Source organism: Pseudomonas putida (assembly GCF_016406145.1).
GTDB classification, from domain to species: domain Bacteria; phylum Pseudomonadota; class Gammaproteobacteria; order Pseudomonadales; family Pseudomonadaceae; genus Aquipseudomonas; species Aquipseudomonas putida_E.
This window is the reverse complement of record NZ_CP066306.1, coordinates 3,218,115-3,238,003: the sequence shown is the minus strand read 5'-3', so window position 1 is coordinate 3,238,003 and position 19,889 is coordinate 3,218,115. Positions and strand designations below refer to the sequence as shown.

Below are 19,889 nucleotides of genomic sequence, written 5' to 3'. Positions count from 1 at the left end.
TTCAGAGATCCAGCAGCATGGCAGCCGGCGAATCCAGCGCCAGCTCGCGGAATGCGGGGTCTGCATCCATGCGTTCGAGGCAGCGCCACAGTGCCTCCAGGCCTGCATCGAAGTCATCGAAATCAGCAATGTCCTCGATCAGCTGGCGCAACTCTCGACGGTAGTGCAATGGCACCCGCGACCAGAGCTGCAGTCGCCGGGCACTGGCTTCGGCCAGCAGTGGCTGGTAGTCGATATCGGACACCAGCAGGTCGGCACCATGTAGCTGGTAATAATCTTCAATCTGCTCGCGAATGGGCAGGCCTAGCCCCGGGCTTTCCAGGGCCAAGGCATTGGCGCTGGCCACAGGCAGGGTAAACCCCCGTGGAAGGCGCTGGAACTGGTTCTCGGACAGGTCGATGATCAACACCGACTCCAGTCGTTGAAGGCCTTGGGGGAGTTCGGTCAGGTCGCAGTTGACCATGAACACCGAACCGAGCCTTGGAAGGTTCTGCAGGTTCGGCGCGTGGAGCAACGGGTTCTGGGACAGATCCAGCACCCTCAACCCACTCAGTCGCTCCAGTGCTGCCTGCGCGCGTGCGTCCCAGCTGATGCGGTTATATTCAAGGTCAAGCCATTGCAGGTTACCGGGTACCGGAACCTCTGGAACCGCGGCGAAGCGACAACGGCTCAAGGTCAGGCGCTGCAGTTCGGGCATGCAATGCAGCCATTGTGCGGGCAACTCGCTCAGTGCGCTGTTACCGCTGAGGTCAAGGTCCGCGATGTGGCTGAAACCCGCTGGCAGCGCGAGGGCCGCCAAGTCGCTGTTTTCAAGTTCGAAGTTTTTCAGGTCGAGGGAGTGGATGCGCTGGCCGGTGGACAACACACGTATCGAATTTTGCTGCCAGGCGTTGAGCATCCTGCGCACGGCGGGCTGGCGCCGGGGAGCGCCCGTTGCCCATCGATCAAGGTCGGTGCGTAACTGTCTCAAGGCGTCTTCACGAATGCGCAATTCTGTCTCCGCAGAGCGCATCGTGTTACTCCAGTCTGCCTGTAAGCGCTCGACCTGCTCCTGGGTGATGCTGGGGTAGAGCCTGCGCAAGCGCGCCGGCACGCTTTGGTTAAAGAACGGTGAGCTGGGTGCCAGTGGAGCGACAGGTGCGCCACCGCGCAACCTGTGACGCAGGGTAGGGCGCTTGGCCTGCGGCCCCCAGAGGCGCACTGGCCATTTCTCCCGCTCGGCAGCGGCCAGGCGTTGCGTGCGCTCACCCAACGCTTCAGCGCTGCCCCACATCTCTTTGAGTTTCGATGGCGCTGCGGTGTACAGCGCCTGGTATGCGTCGGTATGCACGGGCCCGGCTTCCGGGCGTTCGCCCTTGAAGGCTTCGTACCCCATGCCAGACCTGAGCAACACGCAACGCTCGCTGGCCTGTTCCTCACCGATGGCCGCCAGTACGCGACCCTCGGGATTGGCTTCGCGAATTTCCAGGCGCAAGTGTTCTGGCCAGCTGGAGTGCCGCTCAATGCAGGCGAGTAGCAGGCGCTCGCTGTTGCTGTCGGCCAGGCGTGGCTGGTATAGACCTTCCAAGGCACGGGCCAGGGGTAAATCGCGGGTAATCTGCTCGGCTTGCTGGTGTAGCCAGGCGGGTAGTGCACCCTGCGAGTGCCAATCGGCCAACGCCTCTGGCGAGAGTCGTGTCAGCAGGCGCCTGGCCAGGGGTGGGGTCAACTGCGCATAGGTCTCGCACAACCGCTGTTCGGCGGTGCTCGCCGTACGCCGGTAAATGCTCGTCAGTGCCGCACCGTCCAGCTTGGGCATCTGCCGAGCCAGCGTAAGGCGCTCCAACGTATCGGCAAGCAGTGCAGGCGTGGGCTCACCGGCCAGATGTACTGCCTGCAAACGTGCCCGGTCCACGCCACTGATCACCATGGCCTGCTGCAGTTGCACATCGTCCAGCGTATCCACGGGCAGGCCTAGGCGACGTATGCACTGGCTGTCGGACCAGTCCTGAGGTATCTCGTGCTCCCCCCGCCACGCGCCCTCGCCATTGTGTTCCAGCAACGGTCGGTAGGCCTCGGGGTCACTTGGGTGGACAACCCTCCAGCGTTGGTCGGTACCATCCTGGGCAATTTCGTACTGTTGGCCATCCATCCGGATGAACTGCCTGCCTTGATGGGCTTGTAACCCTTGCGGGTTAGCTTCGAGTTCTGCAGGTAACTGTACTGTACTCGCATAGCCTGTCAGGTCCGCACGCCAGAGTCGCTTGCTGCCGTCCTGCAGCTTCACCGGTTCAAGGCTTTCCATCAGCGCGCTGTTGAACAGCTTCGGCAGCACCTTGCCTGCTGCATGCAACCCGCCGATGGCAGCAAGGTTCAAACCGACCGTCTCGATGTGCTGCAAAGCCAGATGGCGGTCGCCGATGCTCCACGCCTGGTAACCCTCGATCACCTCCCCAAGCAACTGACAGGTGATTACCCCTGTCAACAGGGTGCCAACTCCGGGTATGAAGAAACCTGCAACCATCAGCGCGTCCATGCCCATGCTTTGCCACTGGGCAATGCGCCGTTGGTGCGCTTGCTTGTCGACCTCTGCGGTAGGCACTGCCACGGCTGCGGCCTCGGCCTTCAGGCGTGCCACATGGTCGTCATAGAGGAAAGCCAGCAGTGGCGCCTCGATGGGGGCAAGGGTCAGGTGCAGGTCGGCTCCCTCGCGCATCGACCACAGTTGATCCGTGGGGCTGGTACCTGCGGCGTCGAGGTTCTGGTGCAGCAGGTCGAGGAAGCGATAGCACTGCAATGATGATACGTATCGCTGGAAACCGCGTCGGTAATCTGCTTGCAGCAAATGGGTGGCGAGATGCGCATGCACGCCTGCAAGGCCGGAGAACTGCAGCAGGCGCTGCTCATCACCCGGCAGGTACAACAACAACCCCGCCTGCCCAGCGTCAATGATCAGTACTTCGTGGAGCGTGATGCCGAACAGCGATGGCTGCCAGCAGCGCACGGGAGCCTCGGCCAAAAGCTCTTCGATGACATCACGGCCGGTGCCGGTGATGGCGTGGCGCAGGAAAGCCATGTCGGCGGCCAGGCGCAGGCGATCGCGCAGGGTCGTCATCGAGTCTGCACGTACCGGGCTTGAAGGGGTTTCGAAGATCGTCTGCAGGTGTTCCTGATAACGCTGCCCAATATCCAGGTCACGGCAACTGCGGGCGAAGTCGTTGGGTGTGAGCGGCAGCGGCTTGAGACGGTATGACTCGGACGGTAGGTCGATATCAACCAGCGTGTCGCTGTCGCCCAATGTGGTCTGGCCGACGACCGTGGTGGCTTCGCACTGTGCATCACCGGCTAGTGCCAGGGCACTGTCATGGCTGAACGTGGCCTGTTCTTCAAAGTTGTGCAGGGCGGCTTCGAGCAGGCTGGTCGCTTTGTGGTCGCTGACGTAGGTGCCGAAACTGAACCTGTGCTGAATATGGATGAGCTGGGTGGTGCGCAGCGGGACTGACAATTGGTGCGCGGCCTTCAGTCGTTGATCGAGCAAGGCTTCGGCAAATTCGGCAACGTTCTGCAGCCCCGCAAGGGCACGCGCCAGTTGGTATTGCGAGTTGTCCAGGCGGCGCTGGCTGGCAAGCACTGCTTCGCGCAGGTCGGGTGCAGCATTGGCGAACCATGGTGCTTGACCATCCAGGCCTTGCTCGGGCAACACGCTCTCGCGCAAGCGCTGCCAGTGCTCAGGTTGCACAGTTCCGGCCCAGGCCGGTAGCTGATCCTGGATCAGTTGCTGATGAGGGTTGTGGAGGGCGAGATCAGTCATCGTCGGTACCTGCATAAGAGAAAGAGCCGATAGCAGGCACCGTTTGCACCGCAGCGGTGAGGTAGTTAATTACCCATTGCAGCAATCAATGGCTCAACGCGTGCAGGAAAGAAAATTGACGTCATGAAATGAAGGCAGGCGATTGCAAAACGCCGCTTGCTAATACGCGAGCTTGCATCTTAAATTGTTACTGAATGTTAGGCCGGCAAGGGGCAATGTTGTCGTCTAATCAGTCGCTTACGTCACTGTCTTGAGCAATAACCCGCTTCTCTTCCGATAAGGCCGTTTGAATTCAAAGGACGTCGAAGAAGACATGAAAGCGCACATGATGGCCGTAGCTCGAAAACTTATCTCGCCTTCGCTGCGTTACGAGATCAGAACAGTATCAAACGTGTTACGCGACATGCTTGGGCGGGCGTGCTTCTGGCACTGGGAGGTCGCCCGGTTCAGGCTGCAGCAGGAAAGCCCCTACGAAATTCTCTACATCGGCAGGAAGCAACAGCGCGAAATGGCCAAGCTGTTGATAGGCGGCAAGGTGCAACAGCAGGCACCAGAGCCCGAGGGCCCGGCGGGCAGCTTGCCCAGCCGCGTAGTAGTCAGTGAGTTACCCACTCTCGGGGCACTGTCCGTCCCGCACTACCTGAGTGCCGTTGTGCCTCTTGGGCGCTCGCTGGACGATATCACCGCGCGCTATGACAGTGAGTTGCGCCGCAGTATCCGCAAGAACCGACCGCTGTACCAGATGAGGCAAACGCTATCTGATGACGAAATAGCCATGGCCGACCGTGATCTGCTTCGGCCTTATGCGAGCGCACGGCAGGGCATTCATGCAGCACAGTTCCCCACCGAAGAGGTTTTTCGCTTGGCCAAGGGCGTAGGCCGCCTGGACTTGATCACCTTGAACGGCGAGGTGGTGGCCTGTCACCTTGGCTGTGAGATAACCCGGGCTGGCAAGCGCTACTGGAGCACCTTGCGTTTCGGCTACTGCGAAGCCGTGTTTTCCGATGCCAAGAAACTGCGTGAGGTCAATTCCATCACCACCTACATGGCGTTGGAGTGGGCCTTGGCCAATGGCTTCGACTATTACGACATCGGTCTTTGTCTGGCGCGCCCGGATGACGGGTTACTGAAGTGGAAGCGGCGGCGCGGGGGGGATATTGACTCGCTGGGCAACCACGCTTACATGTTCATCCGTCTACCCAAGACGGGAGTGGCCCGTTTTCTTTGGGACACGCCGCTGTTTGCGGTTGAGGGCAACAAGTTGACGCTGCACCTGGGTTTGCCGGAAGGGTCCAGTGATGAAGCGCTTGCAAGCCGTTATCACGAAATGGTGTTTGGCGGCTTGCACAAGATATACCTGTATGGAGCTAAAAGTTCGGGTGAGTTGTTCTTCGAGAACTTGCGTGAACGGTATGCCAACTTGAAATCACCGCCCACGATGGAAAGGGTGTTGTCCAACTAACCTAGCGTCAGAGCCGGCCTGGATAAGGACGTCGCTTGCGAGCTTTATGGCGTTCTTATTATAAGGGGGCTTTCCATGGGTAGTGATATCTCTAAGTTCAGTTCGACGCTGATCACCAGCGAAACTGTCTGGACGCTGGCCGCCTACAAACACATGGCGAGAAAGCGGATTGCCCGTAAAACCGATATCGACATAAAAAGTCGGGCGGTTAAAACCTGGGACATCGCACCTGGTGAAACCACCGTCTCTCCACCGGCGTATTTCCTGCCCAACCAGCTGGAACGCGTGACCGGTTGGGAAGCCAAGCGTTTTTTCCCCCATGTTCACCCCGCGAGCACCATGGAAGGGGGTATCCGTGCGCATCAAGGCCCGACGCGCGGCTACCTGCTAAAGGATGTCTGGCTGATTGATGGGGCGTTGTACAAAGACGACGCCAGCCATTGGCTGTCGTTGAAGCCCAGCACCTTCCCGCGGGTAACGGTGGACTACGAAATCGAGCGGGGTGCGGTGTATTGCACGCAAAACGGCAACACTTGGTTTGGTACCTGGTTGATGGAAGATTGCCCGACCTACGCACTGGCCTGCAATGAGGGCATTCCTATTACGACGGCGCCGTCGGCCAGGTTTCCATTGTTTACCCAAGCCCCCGGCTACGAGGCGTGGCTGGACATGCAGCCCTTGCGCTTGCGCAGCGCATTTTTCAAGGAGCTGGTGCTGTTCGACGACGTGAGCAACAACCGCAGCCGGCATCACCGCTACCGCGCCATGGGCGACAAGTTGCTGTCGCATGTGGACCATGTAACGCACCCTGGCGTGTTCATTCTGCGTGGCTGTGAAGGCCAATTGCGGTTGATGCGCAACGAACTTGAGGTCGCCGAACACTTGCGCAGGCACCGTGGCTTTCGTGTCATCGACCCACTCAGATGCGATGTGCCCACCATCGTTGCGGCTTGCGCGGGGGCCAGGACGGTGATTGGGGTAGAAGGCAGCCAGCTGGTTCACGGTGTCAATGTACTGCGCTCAGGCGGTTCGTTGCTGGCGCTGCAGCCACCGAACCGCTTCGTCAGTTACTACAAGTACCTGACTGACCGTGACCACCAGCATTTTGGCTTCGTTGTCGGCACGCCGCAGGGTGATGGCTTCACGATCGATATTGATGAGGTCGAACGTACCCTCGATCTTTTTCCGTCATAAGCGTGACGCTAAGCGCAATGATTCTCAATGTTTCTCGCCTATGAAACACATCGTGCAAGTCGCGACCCGGTGCGACTACCCGTACGCTCGCCGTGGTGGGACACTGATGAATGTTTATTTTTATGTGATATCAATGAGTTGCTTCAAGCGCCAGAGGTTGAAAGATACCAGCATCTTCTGCATGTCGATTATTTGACGAGTCGAGGGGCAGTCGATTGAGATTTATTATGGTGTCGGAACGTTGACGTAATGGCATCGTGCCCATAAGCTCCAATCAACAGCGATTCATTCCTCCGCCAAAAACCCATAATAAATTTTCCTCTTCGTAGGAGGGGACCATGCGCTCAACACTGTTCATCAAATCCATCTTTCTGTTGGTGTTATTGAGTGGCGCGGCACGGGCGGCTGATTCTTATATGAGCCAAACAAATATCGTTCCTTTGGCGACGGCAGGCTGGGTGTTTGCGTTTGCGGTGATCGGTTTTGTCGCAGTTGCCAACAGAAAGAAAATTTGAGGCCGTTGTTGTTGCATTTACGATCAACTTAACCGTGCTGCCAGTGAATTGACGCTAAATAAAGGGTGTTTACGTCGAAGACGGAGTCAGCCGCTTGTCAATTTTACAGCTGTTGCTATATTCCAGTAGCTGACGCCCCAGGCGCACATTGGCAGTGGCAGGCGACGCGGCATTGCGGTAAAGGGCCTCCTGGATGCTTGAGGCCGTCGCAGCGCTGTAACGGCTGCGAAGTGGAGCGAGAGGTTTAGTGTCGTTCTCATTCAGTGCTCTTGAACCTGGGCCGCAAGGCCGGAGGGATCCCTCATGGCGCGTTTGCTGATTTCCATATTCTGCGTTTTCGTTGCTTGGTCCGGCGGCAGTGTTGCTGATCAGGGCAACTCCGCTTATCTGCTCAGCCCCGGTGACAGGGTGCTGATTTCGGTCTGGCAGGAGGATACCCTTCGCCAGGAAACCGTCGTACTTCCCGATGGCAGCATCACCTTCCCTCTGGCAGGCCGAATCGACGTGGCCGGCCTGGACGTCACAGCGGTTGCCGATAAGGTCACTGCCGGCCTCAAGCCCTACTTGGCCGATCCTAATGTAAGCGTCGTTGTCACGGGCACGGCGGGCAACCTTGTGTATGTGCAAGGCAAAGTCATCAAGCCAGGCCCGGTACCCATGGCAGGCCCTACGGCGGTGCTTCAGGCGCTGAGCATGTCGGGTGGAATGGACAAATTCGCCGACGAAAGCGCCATCAAGGTCATCCGCGGCAGCGGCCCATCACAAAAGGTATTGCCGGTGCGCTACAAGGATCTGGTTTCTGGGCGCGACATGTCCACCAACTTCCAACTCCAGGCTGGCGATACGCTGGTCGTACCTTGACCCTTCCAATATATAAGAATCTCTAGTGCCTATTTTTCGACCAACGAATATTGCAACGGCAATCATGATGTTGCCGTTGTCTGGGGTGGTTCACGCCGCCATTTGGCAATCTTCAGTCGTGGTGCCCACGTCTGTCGAGTACGACAGCAACCCATTGCTCCTGACGTCCGAGGAGAAAGGTGTGACGCGTACCATCATTGCGCCCGACTACAGCCTGATCGGTCAGTTCGACCGCGACCAGTTGCGTCTGGGCCTGGGTGTTAACGTGCTGCGCTCCTCCGACCGGTCGATAGTTGATGACCGTGAAGATCCCAAGTTGAGCCTGGGGTGGCAGCGCGAGACCGAGACCGGTGGCTTTGGCTTGCTGGCGCGCTACGAGGAGAGTTCCACGCTGTCCGGTGCTGTGCAGGACACCGGTGTGGTCACCACCGACGGCACGCAGGAGATGTCCACGCTCGAGGGCAACTGGAGCAGTGCGGTGACCGAGCGCAGCACGCTGGCCAACGTCCTTACCTATTCGCATGCCCGTTATGACATCAGTTCGCTGACCGGTTACGACGAGCTGTACAACACATCGACATGGACCTACGCCTGGAGCGAGCGCACCGACATCATCACCGGTTTCGACGCCAGGCGTTATGAACCGCAGGACGATACCACCGCGGTGTCCTCCAACAGCTACAGCCCTAATATCGGTGTCAGGCACCGTTTTTCCGAACGGTTTGAAGGCGAGATGCATATCGGCGTCAACAAGACCACCGGTCCTGGCGGCGGGCGCCGCGGTGAAGGTGGCATGTCGCTGTTCTACCGGGGCGATCGTGCCGACGCCAGCTTCAACGCAGAGCGCAGCACCGTTGCCAACGCCGAGGGTGGCTTTGCCGAACTCGATATGGTACGCGGCAGCTGGAGCTACCTGGTCACCGAGGTCGACCGCGTAGGTGTAGACGCCTCCTGGCAGGACAGCAAAGGGGTCTCGCCAAACACGTTACAAACGTATGGCATCTGGGCGAGCCGCGCATTCTCACCGGCCTGGGACCTGCGTTTCTCGTTGATGTACAAGCAGCGCCAGCAAGACGGCTTGCCCGATGCTGACGCGACCATTGCCGGATTGACGTTGACGTACAGATATCCCGACATCTGACTCTCGCACGGGTGGCCACCATGAAATCGGACTACGAGCTTTCCCTTAAAGATTACATCGCCATCATCAAGGACCGCGCCTTGTTGCTGGGGGTGAGCATCGTGGTCGTGATTGCGGCAACCATCGGGGTCGCCGTCACGGTGCCGCCCCTTTACCAGTCGACCGGCACCATCCTGGTGGAGTCGCAGCAGATTTCACCGGACCTGGTCTCGGCCAACAACAACAGTTTTGCCGATGAGCGCATCGAGGTCATTCGTCAGCGCGTCATGACCCGCGAGAACCTGCTGAAGATCATCGACAAGTACAACCTGTTCGCCGACAAGGGCAGGCGGTTCAGTGAAACCGACAAGATCGAGCAGATGCGCAGTGCAATCGTCGTGGCCACGCTCAGTACCTACGTCAAAGGGCGCGGCGAGGCGACGGTCGCGTTCACGGTTTCCTACGAGGACAAGCGCGCTGAAGTTGCCAAGGAAGTGGCCGACGAACTGGTGACGTTGTTCCTCAACGAAAACATGAAGCAGCGCACCGAACGGGCGACCGAAACCACCGAATTCCTTACCCAAGAGGCGAACAAGCTGGGCGCCGAGTTGGCTGAGCTCGAGAACAAGCTGGCGGATTTCAAGCAGGCGCATGCCAATGCCTTGCCTGAGAACCAGCAGTTGCGCATGAGCATGTTGTCGCGCTCGGAGCTGGAATTCCGCGAGGTCGATCGCGACTACAAGGCAGCTCAGGAAGAGCTGCGATACCTCGAACTGGAGCTGGCGGCCGCCAATGCAGGGGTGCCCGCGCAGACGCCTGGCGGCAGGCCTGCCTCGGCGGACCAACCGCAGGATCTGGCCAGCCTCAAGGCCGAGTATGCACGGCTGTTGACCAAGTACACCTCGGCGCACCCCGATGTGGTGGCCGTCAAACGCAAGATCGACGCGCTCAAGGCGTCGGGCGAGAAGGGCATCGCCGCTGCGGCGGCCATGAATCTGGATGCTGCCAGAGTACGCACCAAAATGGCGGCTACTCAATCGCGCATCGCATCGCTTGCCGAACAGAAACGTCAGCTGACGGCCAAGATGGAAGGCTATGAGGCCGATATTCTCGAAGCACCGCAGGTGGAGCGCGGCCTGGTAACCCTGATGCGTGACCATGACAACGCACGCAAGAAGTATGAGGAAATCCGCAACAAGGAAATGGGCGCGAAGATCACAGAAAGCCTGGAGCAGGAAAACAAGGCTGAGCGCTTCGTGTTGCTGGAGCCACCCTTGATGCCGGAAAAACCGGTCAAGCCCAACCGCAAGAAAATCGTCGCACTGGGCCTGGTGTTGGCGCCGGCAGTGGGTGGCGCGCTGGTGATGCTACTGGAAATGCTGAACCAGCGTGTACGGGGTGTCGGCGCGCTGGAAAGCGTGCTGGGCAAGCGCGTGCTGGTGGCCGTACCGTACATTACCACGCAGGCCGATGTGGCCAGGCGCCGCAAGTGGCGGGTGCTGCTGGTCATCGCCGGGTTGTTACTGGTTGCTATGCTGATGGTGGTCGTCCACGTGTTCTATATGCCACTGGACCTCTTGCTGTTTAAAGCTATGGCTCGGTTTGAATAGGGAAGCGCAGCGATGGACAGAATTACGCCGGCTATCGGAAAGAACATTCATCAGGTTTCTCCCACTCCCGCTGAAACGCCAAAGGCGCCGCTCGTGTCGGAGCAGCCCGAAGCCTTGGGGCAATTCGATTACGTGCAGACCAAGGTGGTGCCGCTGCGTGCGGAGCATCTGGAACGCAACCGGATCGTCTCCTACAACAAGAACTCGAACATGAGCGGGGCCATCGACCTGCTGCGCACGCAAGTGCTGCAGGCCATGGAAGAAAACGGCTGGCGGACTTTGGCGATTACATCTCCGACACCTGAGGCGGGCAAGACGGTGCTGGCTGTCAACCTGGCCATGAGCATCGCCCATCACACTACCAAGACCGCACTGCTGGTGGACTTCGACCTGCGTCGGCCAAGGGTAGGCAGCAGCCTGGGCCTGCCCATGGACAAAGCGCTGAACGAGCTCCTCAAAGGCGAGGCCTGGCTGGAAGAGGTACTGGTCAACCCGACCTTGCCCCGGTTTGTGGTGCTGCCGACGCGTGAACCGATACCGATGTCTACCGAGATGTTGTCATCGCCCAAGGTCAACAGCCTGATCAGCGACCTGCGCGACCGCTACGACTCGCGTATCTGCATTTTCGATCTGCCACCGCTGTTGAGTTCCGACGATGCATTGACTGTCTTGCCGAAATTCGACTGTGTGCTGCTGGTAGTGGCCAACGGGGTGAACAGCAAGAAGGATATCGAAGATTGCCTGCATCATCTGGCGACGGCGAATTTGATCGGGGCGGTATTGAACAAGGCGGATGAGCAACCGCGGCCTTACTACTGAGCCTTTGATTGCTGATGCACGGAGCTGGCTAGCCATGCTTGCTCCTTGCTTGCTATTGCGCTCACGTTATTGCCAGGGGTACTGAAGCTCCCATTCCCAGGCGTGCCGCACAATCTGCTCCAGTGAATCGAACCGTGGCTGCCATCCCAGCACCCCCCTGGCCCTGGCAGCATCCGCCACCAGCCTGGCCGGGTCGCCATCGCGGCGCGCTGCCTCGATCACGTTGATCGGCTGCCCGGTCACGACCCGGGCGGTATCGATAACTTCCTGCACCGAAAACCCAAGGCCATTGCCCAGGTTGAACGCGGTACTTGCGCCTCCCGCCATCAGGTAGTCCACCGCCAGCGCGTGTGCCGACGCCAGGTCGGCCACATGCACGTAATCACGAATACAGCTGCCGTCGGGTGTGTCGTAATCATGGCCGAACACGGTGATCGCCTCGCGCCGGCCAGAGGCCGCCTGCAGGATCAACGGGATCAGGTGGGTTTCCGGTTCGTGGCATTCACCCAGCGAACCTTCCGGGTCGGCGCCCGCTGCGTTGAAGTAACGCAGGCACACCGACCGCAATCCGTAGGCACGGTCGAAGTCCTGAAGGATCTGCTCCACCATCCACTTGCTGCGCCCATAGGGATTGATCGGCGCCTTGGGGTGCTGCTCATTGATGGGGATGTACTGTGGGTCGCCGTAAACGGCTGCTGTAGAAGAGAAGACCAGGTGCCTGATCCCGGCTCGCACCATGGCATCGAGAAGGTTTAGCGTGGCTGCGACGTTGTTCTGGTAATACTTGCACGGGTCGGTGACCGATTCTGCCACCTGGATGAACGAGGCGAAATGGAAAACGGCATCGAAGTGACAGTCGTCGAACAGCGCATCAAGCGCGTGCGCATCAGCGATATCCAGCTCGACCCATTCGATATCAGGGCCGGTGGCCACGGTATCCGCTACCACTACATCATGCCCGGCGGCCAACAGGTGCTTGACCATGTGTGAGCCGATATAGCCTGAACCCCCGACAACCAAGTACTTCATCCAATCCTCCTGGAACAGAAGCAGCGTCGAATGCCTGGAATACAGGTCTGAATTGACTCTAGATGGCGATATGCCCTATTTCAAGAAAAGCCAGTTGGCCATGCTGCGCCCATTGAAACGGATGATGTACCGCCCCTCTTCGTAGGTCGACGCCAACACCTGCTCCTGCCCCTCGGGTGTACGGCCGTAGAGTTTCAAGCCTGCTGGCGCCTTGACACTCAGGGTGCCTTCGAGCGGCTCGACGTGAAACGGAGTCATGTCGTCGGGCCGGGGCACGGCACGGGTACCTAGTGAAATCAGCAGGCTGTGCGACTGGTTGAGCGGTTTGGTATCGAGGCTTTGTACCACCACGCTGGCATACGCGGTTTTCAGCTGCAGCTTGATGTCGCCAAGGTCCATGGCCTGGCCACCGAGCCAGCCGGTCGCGGCCTGGGTCGAGGGCGTGTCGATGGTGTAGACGCCCCGTTGCCAGTTGCGCCGCAGTTGCCCGGTATCGGTGACCGACTCGCTGGCGTTGGCATCGAGCAGTGAGTGGTCTGGGTCGTGCAGCACCTGTGCATCGGCCGGTATGGTACTGGCCTGAAGCCACGGCAGTTGCGCCGTCTGGGGCATGGCGATCTGCAGTTGGCCCTTTTCCATGGCGGTGCGCAGCAGCACCGAGCTATTGGGTGTGATCGGCCTGTTGAACAAGGTGTCTGGAGTCGGTGCGAAGACGTAACGGGTTTTCGCCAGCTGCACGTCCTCGCGGCGGTAGAGCAGGGCGGCGGCGGGCAGGGTGGCCATGAGCGCCGGGTCGTTGTAGGCATTCCAGTTGTCTGCGCGGCGCCACTGGCTGAAGAAGGCCTGTTGGCTGTAAGCGTATTGCATGATTGCGTCCCAGCCCTGGTGGCTGGCCGTCGCTGCCACGTACAGTGGCAATGAGTGGCGGTCAGGCAGTGGGAAGGGTTCGGCGTTCCACTCAGTGACCGTCATCGGTAGCCCCACCACCTGAGCGGCGCCGAGCCAGTTGATCATGCCATCGCTGGTCAACGGGTTTTTCTCCAGTTGCCCGATGCCGCCATAGCTGTGTGCATCGATGACGTCACCCGTGGTCAGCGACGGCAGTGAAGACAAGCCGTTGCCGCCCCAGGTGCTGGTGGTGGAGATGGGCACCTTGACCCCGATGTTGCGCAGATCCTTGATCATGTCAGCGAAAACGCGGTGCTCCAGGTCGTTGAGGAACAGCTTGGAGGGGCCGTGTTCCCAGGCACGCCAGGTCTTGTCCGCCGGCAGGTCCTGGCGGGCGGCGAAGGCCTTGGCTTCGTCCATGTATAGCCGGCTGTGGCGGGGCACACCCTTGTCCGGCAATAGCGCGTTGCCAAAGTGCTGGGTGATGTCGTTTTCGTTGGTGAGCAAAATGGCCGCGATTGCCGGATCGTCCTTGTAGGCAAGCCCCGTATAGCGATTGACGTGGGTCATGTAGCGTTCGGCGAAGCGCTTCATTGCCTGGGCAATCGTGACGTTGACGTAGGCATAGCCCTTCACGCCGGCAACGCCTTGCTCTTTGGGCAGTTCATCGAAGGCGTAGATGTTGTCGTTGGCGGTCAGGATGCGTGACACGTTCATGTCGAGCCAGACATACACGCCTTCGTCCTTGAGGCATTTGATCCACCAGTCGATCTTCCTTAGCGCTTCGGCGTCGAGCTGCTCGGTGTTCTTGAGCTGTGTGAGATCGCCGAAGATGTTCGGGCTCACCCACGGGGAGTCGTGGTGGTGCAGCCGTACCAGGTTGAAGCCCAGTGCCGATAGCCGCTTGGCCTGCGCCTTGATTTCATCGTCAGGCGTTTTGAACAGCGCATAAGCCGACAGGTTGGTGCCCCAGAAGCGCGCCGTGGTGTTGTCGGCAAACACCAGTTGTTCACCGGATGCTTTGACGAAACCACGTTTGCCGGCTGGTTTTTCCCCTGCGTTGAGGAACGACAGGTCCACAGGTGAGGTGCGCCAGTCCAGCTGGTCGTCCGGCCATTGCGTGGGGTCGGCCAGGCCGAAGCGTTCGCTGGGAGTGGGGCCTATGGCGATATCCCCGGCAACGGTCAGCACCGCCTTTATTTGTTGGCGGCCAGGCAGAATCGGGTCGGTGTAGAAGAAGGTACGTACCTGGCTGGTATCGCCCCGCTCGAAATAGACCTTGGCCAACGCGGGATCGAAGCGCATTTGCACTCGCGGCCCGCCGCTGTTCTTGCCCCAGGCCCAGCCACGGTTGCCGGGCAAAAGCACCGGGTCGCCCATTTCCCCGGCGATCAGCGCCGGGTCGAAGCGCCAGACGATGCCGCCGCCCATCACATCGGCCTGCTTGCTCTGTGCCTGCAGGTCGAAGTGCCAGGTCAAGGTTTGCACCTGCTCCTTCTGGATATCGGCTTTCAGGTCGAAATCAAGGTCCTTGTTCCGCCCCGTCAAGGTGTAGCGGTAAGGCCCCTCAACCTTGAGTGTCGGGTAGAAGCCCGTCCAGCTCCAGTCTTCACCCCAGAAGTCGAAGCTTGAGACAAAGGCCGGGCCGCCGCCGCGCGTCAGGTTGGGCAGGCCGTTCTGTTCGTCGACGCTGACGACCCAGTCCGAGGCCATGCCGGCCAACGGCAGCATCAGCAGACCAACGAGGGCCGTTGCCCGGGTGATGGGGCGCAATGAAGAGTCGGTCATCGAACTACCTCGGTTGCAGGCTGGCGTTGGCAGGGTCTTCGGCATCGGTAAAAGCGTGCCTGCGGACCATCTGGATGTAGGCGATGCCGAGCCCGGCAATCGACCAGTACACCACCGGGATCACCGTGATGCTGCTGACGGTGAAGATGGTCACCAGAATGCCCAGCAATGTCGCCAGCAGTACACGACCGAGCTGACGGTAAGGGTCATCCTTGTCGGGGAAGGTGCGCAGGGACTTGTTGATACCTTGCAGGACGCAGGCGAAGAACCCCACGAACAGCGCCAGCCCTACCAGGCCGATCCTCAGCGCCAGCCCTATGTAGGTGTTGACGATGTCGATGATGCCTTCGCCCTGGATCATCGATTGCATTTCCGGGGTGTTACGGAAATCGAACGACCCGAACAACGGGTAGCGCTGAATGACGATCCACGAATTGTCGAGCAGTCGCTCGCGGTAGGTAATGTTCTCATTGTCCACGCTGCCGATGAACGGCAGCAGGTCGAGGATCTTTTCGCCGCCGGGCACGATGGTCAGTAGCGGAATGCTCAGCACCCCCGCCAGTGCGAGCAGGGACAGGCGCGTGACTGCGCGCTTGCCCATGGCGATGAACACGACAATCATCACCACCGCGCCCACCCAGGGGCCGCGTGACAGTGGCGCAAACAGGCCGGCGGCCAGCAGCAAGGCCCCGAGGTTGCGCTGCAGCCGGCTGCGCACAAAGCCCTGCACGAACAGAAACAGACCAATCGCAACCGTGATCACATAGCCCAGGGCAATTGCCTGGCCGGCGGTGACGCTGGCGCGCAACGAACCGCCCCGGCTCAGATAGCCCTTCATGCTCCATTGCACACCCAGGGCGTCGAGCAAGGCGTTGTACAGCAGCCAGTGGCGCGCGTACTCAGCGACGGCCAGCAGCGACAGGACCAAAGCGGCAATGACGAAGGCCAGCATCGCGTCCTTGAAGTCGCTCAGCTCCCTCAACCCGCGGCTGGCGACGTAGTAGGGCAGGAACACGTCGACATACAGGTACACCGCCTGGCGCAGGGTATCGGTAATCGTCGTCTCGCGCAGATACAACAGCCCCATCAGCAACAGGCTGGCGGCCAGCAGCTTGTCGGCCCACAGGCGGCCGAAACGCAGCGTGTCGCTCTGCTTGCTCAGCACCAGTGCGGCGGGGAGCAGCACGCACAGGGTCAGGATGCGCTGATGGTTCAGCTCGATCAGGTAGTTGACCACGCCAAAGCCGGGCACCTCTTTCGACGCGGGCGGAATGACGAACAGCAACAGGAAGAACAGCGCCATGGGGTTGCGCTCGCGGCGCCTGGCCGTGAGCAGGATGACCGCGGCAACGGCTGTGTAGATCCAGTAGCTGTGGGCAAAAAAGGCCACCAGTGTCAACGCGAACCACAGGTTGCGGCGCCGCTTGAAGTCGCTCTCGGCAATCAGGTCCGTTGCCGGGCTGCGTGCGAGAAAGAACACCACGCAAGCCAGGAACAAAATAACGATCAGCGCACGTAAATGTTCGGGCATGGGAGAGGTCACCTGTCCCTGGGTGGATGGGTACTAGCATCATGGCTAATTGAAACTATAGTGACTTCTAGCCATTCAGTCAGAGATTCAAGTCATGCCGTCGATTGATGTGCAAGCACCTGCCAGTCTGCGCAAGCGTGCCATGGGCGCAGGCGCATGGAACCTGGTCTCTCTGGTGGCCTCGCAGGTGCTGCGCCTGGGCGGCAACCTGATCATGGCGCGGATACTGCTGCCGGAAATGTTTGGGGTCATGGTCATTGCCACGACCGTTTCTGTGCTGCTTCACCTGCTGTCCGATGTCGGCCTGCGGCAGAACATCATCCAGAGCCACCGCGGCGACGACCCATTGTTCCTCAACACCGCCTGGACGGTGCAGATCGTGCGCGGCTTTGTGCTGTTCACGCTGACGCTGCTGCTGGCCCTCGGCGCCTGGTGGGCGCAACTGGCCGATCTGTGGCCGGCGCATTCCACCTATGCAGCGCCAGAGCTTCCGTTGGTGCTGGCGGTGACCGGCATTTCTGCGATCATCTGGGGTTTCCAATCCACCAAGATAGACGTCGCGGTCCGCGCCTTTCAGCAAAAGCGCGTGGTGCTGATAGAACTCGCATCGCAGGTCGTCGGGTTGATCACGATGCTGGTGATCGGGTATTTCACCCGGTCCATCTGGTCACTGGTGATTGCCGGCCTGGCATCGGCGCTGTTTGGCACGTTGCTGGGCCATTTCGCCTTGCAAGGCCCGCACAACCGCCTGCAATGGGACCGTGCAGCGCTGACCGAACTGATCGTGTTCGGTCGCTGGATACTGCTGTCTTCGATGGTCGGGGTATTGGCCATGTATGGCGACCGCATCTGGTTCGGCGGCACGATGACGGTGGCGCAGCTTGGGGTGTATTCCATTGCCGTGCTGATTCTTGGGTCGATCCAGACCGGCTTGCTCAAACTGGTTGGGTCAGTGGCGCTTCCGGCCTTCAGCGAGGCTGCCAGGGCCGGTGACCAAGCGCGCCTGAAAAAACTCTATTTCCACTTCAGGCTGCTGGTCGATCTGGTCATGCTGTTCCTGTGTGGCGGATTCCTGACTGCCAGCCCACTGCTGATCGGCTGGATGTACGATGAGCGCTATGCCGACGCAGGCCCAATGCTGGCTATCCTTTCGCTGTCGTTCTTCACCTTGCGCTATACCTTGGCACATCAGCTGTGGATCGCGTTGGGCCATACCAAGTACCAGGCGATGGACAACATCATCCGGCTCGTCTCTTTGTGGACACTGATACCGTTGTTGCTGGCCATTGGCGGAGTGAAGTACGCCATCTGGGGTGCCGCTCTGCATACCTTCCCGACGCTGGCACTGATCGTCTATGTCAATTCCAAGCTGAATATCTGGAGTATGAAGCGTGAACTTATGGTGCTACCGATGATAGCGGTCGGTGCATTGTGTGGGTTCCTGATCACGCGCTTTTTCGAATGGCTCTGAAGCCTTCCCGGCAGGCTGCACATAACGATATCGCGCTGGATAAAATCAACGGCATAGGTCTTGTGATCATGGGGAAGCTACAGTTTCTTGATCGACAACTGGGTCGTCGCAGCTTTCTTCGCAATGGGATGTTACTGGGTGCCGGCGTAGCGGTCTTCGGTACCGGCCCCCGCGTTGTGCGCAAAACTGCGCAACAGGGCGGGTTCGTCTTGATCAACGGGTGGGTCTTGCCTAGCGAATACTTCAAGGACAGTGGAGCATGATCAAGGACTTCCAGGCTGAGAAAACCCTGCGCAAGGCCTACGACGTGTGCATCATCGGTGCCGGCCCGGCCGGCATCACCCTGGCCCTGCAGCTGGCGCAGGCGGGGTGGAGCGTGGTGCTGCTCGAGGGGGGAGGGCGTGAGTATGAACCGCGCTCGCAGGAACTCTACGCGTGCACCTCCACCGGCCTTGAGCTGTATGCCGAACAGACCCGCCTGCGTTACCTGGGCGGCACCTCCAATCATTGGGCAGGCCGTTGTCGCCCTTTCACTGCTTCGGATTTTGCCGTAGCACCGCCTGTCGGCATGCCGGGCTGGCCGATCGACTATGCGCAGATCGAGCGCTATCTGCCGGCGGCCATGGCGATCGTTGACCTGCCGCACGGGGCTGACTTTAAAACCGTGAACGCAGGCCTGAACGGTGGCGAATTCGATGCTGACCGTTTTCTGCTGAGCCCGCCAACACGGTTCGCGCAAAAGTACGCATCGGCGCTCACGCAAACGCCTGGGCTGGAAGTGTTCATCCACTGCAACTGTGTCGATCTCGAATTCGATCAGGCCTCAGGACAGTTGAAGGCCGCGGTAGTGTCCGATTACGACCAGCATCGCGAACGTGTCGTGGCCAATCAGTTCGTCCTGGCGATGGGGGCGATCGAGAATGCAAGGCAATTGCTCAACAGCGCTTCACTGGGGGGTGCGGGCGTGGTGAAAAAGGAGGGCCTTACCGGACGTTGCCTGATGGAGCACCTGAACATCGACTTGGGTACCTTCATACTCAAAGATGGCCTGGGCATCGAGCCACGCCAGTATTACACCACCGATGCATTCGTCGCTCAGTACCATGCCGGCAAGGGCAATGTTTCCGCTACGGTGCTCTCCGATGTGCAAACCTACGGCAGAACGGCCGAGGTCAAATATTTTCTGGAAACCCTGGCGTGTCAATTGGGGGTGGCCAGCAAGATTGAGTTCGTCGCCAAGTTCAGCTGCCCCGGCGATGGCGTCATGACCACGATGATCGAGCAATTCCCGGATGCCCAGAGCCGCATTTCGCTGCTCGACGAAACAGATGAGCTGGGCGTCGCCAAGGTTAATGTCAATTGGGTACTCAGTGCCACCGACAGGCATACCATCAAGTGCATCGGCGCTGAACTGGCCAAGCAGTTCGCCCAGGCAGGGCTCGGTTTCGTCAAGCTCAACGATTTTGTCTATGACACCGAGCTGCCCTTGAAACTGTCGCCCCATGCCCATCACATGGGCACCACACGTATGGCGGCATCCCCTGAGTTCGGCGTGGTCGACGCCGACTGCAAGGTGTTCGGCAGTGAAAACCTCTATGTAGCCGGCAGCAGCATTTTTGCCACAGGCGGCGCCTCGAACCCGACGATGCCGCTGTTGCAGTTCGCACTCAGATTGGCCGACCACCTCGATGCGAAGATGAAAGCGGCCAGTGGAGCAATGGTTTGAAGGGATCAGCAATGTGGGGAAAGGGTTGAGCGCGATACGGTCAGCATAAAGAAGAACGAGACCGGTTCGCCTCAGGGACAGTCCA

At 59.7% G+C, this 19,889-nt stretch carries 14 protein-coding genes; 10 read left to right on the top strand and 4 right to left on the bottom strand.

Annotation, left to right across the window (positions count from 1 at the left end; translation table 11 throughout):
• Position 1: 1 nt before the first annotated feature.
• Complete coding sequence (locus JET17_RS14830; protein ID WP_012314774.1) at positions 2-3,790, bottom strand: dermonecrotic toxin domain-containing protein; 3,789 nt, start codon at positions 3,788-3,790, stop codon at positions 2-4.
• Positions 3,791-4,103: 313 nt separating this feature from the next.
• Between JET17_RS14830 and JET17_RS14825 the strand changes: the two genes are divergently transcribed.
• From JET17_RS14825 to JET17_RS14795, 7 genes are all read left to right on the top strand, one after another.
• Positions 4,104-5,252, top strand: a complete 1,149-nt coding sequence (locus JET17_RS14825; protein WP_012314773.1) for a hypothetical protein — start codon at positions 4,104-4,106, stop codon at positions 5,250-5,252.
• A gap of 75 nt (positions 5,253-5,327) precedes the next feature.
• Positions 5,328-6,446, top strand: coding sequence for a glycosyltransferase family 61 protein (locus JET17_RS14820; RefSeq protein ID WP_012314772.1), 1,119 nt, complete (start codon positions 5,328-5,330; stop codon positions 6,444-6,446).
• Positions 6,447-6,784: 338 nt separating this feature from the next.
• A complete protein-coding gene (gene eppA / locus JET17_RS14815) occupies positions 6,785-6,961 on the top strand; it encodes an EPS-associated small membrane protein EppA (protein WP_012314771.1) in 177 nt (58 codons plus the stop codon).
• A 303-nt stretch (positions 6,962-7,264) separates the two neighbouring features.
• The gene (locus tag JET17_RS14810) at positions 7,265-7,822 is read left to right on the top strand and encodes a polysaccharide biosynthesis/export family protein (RefSeq protein ID WP_012314770.1); all 558 of its coding nucleotides are present in this window, start codon (positions 7,265-7,267) and stop codon (positions 7,820-7,822) included.
• Between the two features lie 25 nt (positions 7,823-7,847).
• On the top strand, positions 7,848-8,963 hold the full coding sequence (locus tag JET17_RS14805) for a hypothetical protein (protein ID WP_042111505.1): 1,116 nt from the start codon (positions 7,848-7,850) through the stop codon (positions 8,961-8,963).
• 20 nt (positions 8,964-8,983) lie between these two features.
• The gene (locus tag JET17_RS14800; RefSeq protein WP_012314768.1) at positions 8,984-10,552 is read left to right on the top strand and encodes a GumC family protein; all 1,569 of its coding nucleotides are present in this window, start codon (positions 8,984-8,986) and stop codon (positions 10,550-10,552) included.
• 12 nt (positions 10,553-10,564) lie between these two features.
• Positions 10,565-11,371, top strand: a complete 807-nt coding sequence (locus tag JET17_RS14795) for a CpsD/CapB family tyrosine-protein kinase (RefSeq protein WP_012314767.1) — start codon at positions 10,565-10,567, stop codon at positions 11,369-11,371.
• 66 nt (positions 11,372-11,437) lie between these two features.
• Here JET17_RS14795 and galE read toward each other — a convergent pair whose 3' ends face one another.
• From galE to JET17_RS14780, 3 genes are all read right to left on the bottom strand, one after another.
• Positions 11,438-12,400: a UDP-glucose 4-epimerase GalE gene (galE, locus tag JET17_RS14790; RefSeq protein ID WP_012314766.1), complete on the bottom strand. Its 963-nt coding sequence runs from the start codon at positions 12,398-12,400 to the stop codon at positions 11,438-11,440.
• A 75-nt stretch (positions 12,401-12,475) separates the two neighbouring features.
• Positions 12,476-15,076: a hypothetical protein gene (locus JET17_RS14785; protein ID WP_012314765.1), complete on the bottom strand. Its 2,601-nt coding sequence runs from the start codon at positions 15,074-15,076 to the stop codon at positions 12,476-12,478.
• A gap of 4 nt (positions 15,077-15,080) precedes the next feature.
• Positions 15,081-16,607 carry an O-antigen ligase family protein gene (locus JET17_RS14780; protein ID WP_012314764.1) on the bottom strand — a complete coding sequence of 509 codons (1,527 nt, stop codon included), beginning with the start codon at positions 16,605-16,607 and terminating at the stop codon, positions 15,081-15,083.
• 94 nt (positions 16,608-16,701) lie between these two features.
• Between JET17_RS14780 and JET17_RS14775 the strand changes: the two genes are divergently transcribed.
• Genes JET17_RS14775 through JET17_RS14765 form a run of 3 tightly spaced genes read left to right on the top strand, consistent with a single transcriptional unit; the run spans position 16,702 to position 19,804 of the window.
• Positions 16,702-18,078: an oligosaccharide flippase family protein gene (locus tag JET17_RS14775; RefSeq protein ID WP_012314763.1), complete on the top strand. Its 1,377-nt coding sequence runs from the start codon at positions 16,702-16,704 to the stop codon at positions 18,076-18,078.
• Complete coding sequence (locus tag JET17_RS14770; protein WP_233100402.1) at positions 18,069-18,341, top strand: hypothetical protein; 273 nt, start codon at positions 18,069-18,071, stop codon at positions 18,339-18,341. Before JET17_RS14775 ends, JET17_RS14770 begins: the two co-directional genes overlap by 10 nt.
• Complete coding sequence (locus JET17_RS14765) at positions 18,338-19,804, top strand: FAD-dependent oxidoreductase (protein ID WP_012314762.1); 1,467 nt, start codon at positions 18,338-18,340, stop codon at positions 19,802-19,804. Before JET17_RS14770 ends, JET17_RS14765 begins: the two co-directional genes overlap by 4 nt.
• Positions 19,805-19,889: the final 85 nt, after the last annotated feature.

Excerpts from the sequence above, each read along its gene's own strand:
- JET17_RS14830 (WP_012314774.1), bottom strand. The coding sequence starts at position 3,790 with ATGACTGATCTCGCCCTCCACAACCCTCATCAGCAACTGATCCAGGAT.
- JET17_RS14825 (WP_012314773.1), top strand. The coding sequence starts at position 4,104 with ATGAAAGCGCACATGATGGCCGTAGCTCGAAAACTTATCTCGCCTTCG.
- JET17_RS14820 (WP_012314772.1), top strand. The coding sequence starts at position 5,328 with ATGGGTAGTGATATCTCTAAGTTCAGTTCGACGCTGATCACCAGCGAA.
- eppA (WP_012314771.1), top strand. The coding sequence starts at position 6,785 with ATGCGCTCAACACTGTTCATCAAATCCATCTTTCTGTTGGTGTTATTG.
- JET17_RS14810 (WP_012314770.1), top strand. The coding sequence starts at position 7,265 with ATGGCGCGTTTGCTGATTTCCATATTCTGCGTTTTCGTTGCTTGGTCC.
- JET17_RS14800 (WP_012314768.1), top strand. The coding sequence starts at position 8,984 with ATGAAATCGGACTACGAGCTTTCCCTTAAAGATTACATCGCCATCATC.
- JET17_RS14795 (WP_012314767.1), top strand. The coding sequence starts at position 10,565 with ATGGACAGAATTACGCCGGCTATCGGAAAGAACATTCATCAGGTTTCT.
- galE (WP_012314766.1), bottom strand. The coding sequence starts at position 12,400 with ATGAAGTACTTGGTTGTCGGGGGTTCAGGCTATATCGGCTCACACATG.
- JET17_RS14785 (WP_012314765.1), bottom strand. The coding sequence starts at position 15,076 with ATGACCGACTCTTCATTGCGCCCCATCACCCGGGCAACGGCCCTCGTT.
- JET17_RS14780 (WP_012314764.1), bottom strand. The coding sequence starts at position 16,607 with ATGCCCGAACATTTACGTGCGCTGATCGTTATTTTGTTCCTGGCTTGC.
- JET17_RS14775 (WP_012314763.1), top strand. The coding sequence starts at position 16,702 with ATGCCGTCGATTGATGTGCAAGCACCTGCCAGTCTGCGCAAGCGTGCC.
- JET17_RS14770 (WP_233100402.1), top strand. The coding sequence starts at position 18,069 with ATGGCTCTGAAGCCTTCCCGGCAGGCTGCACATAACGATATCGCGCTG.
- JET17_RS14765 (WP_012314762.1), top strand. The coding sequence starts at position 18,338 with ATGATCAAGGACTTCCAGGCTGAGAAAACCCTGCGCAAGGCCTACGAC.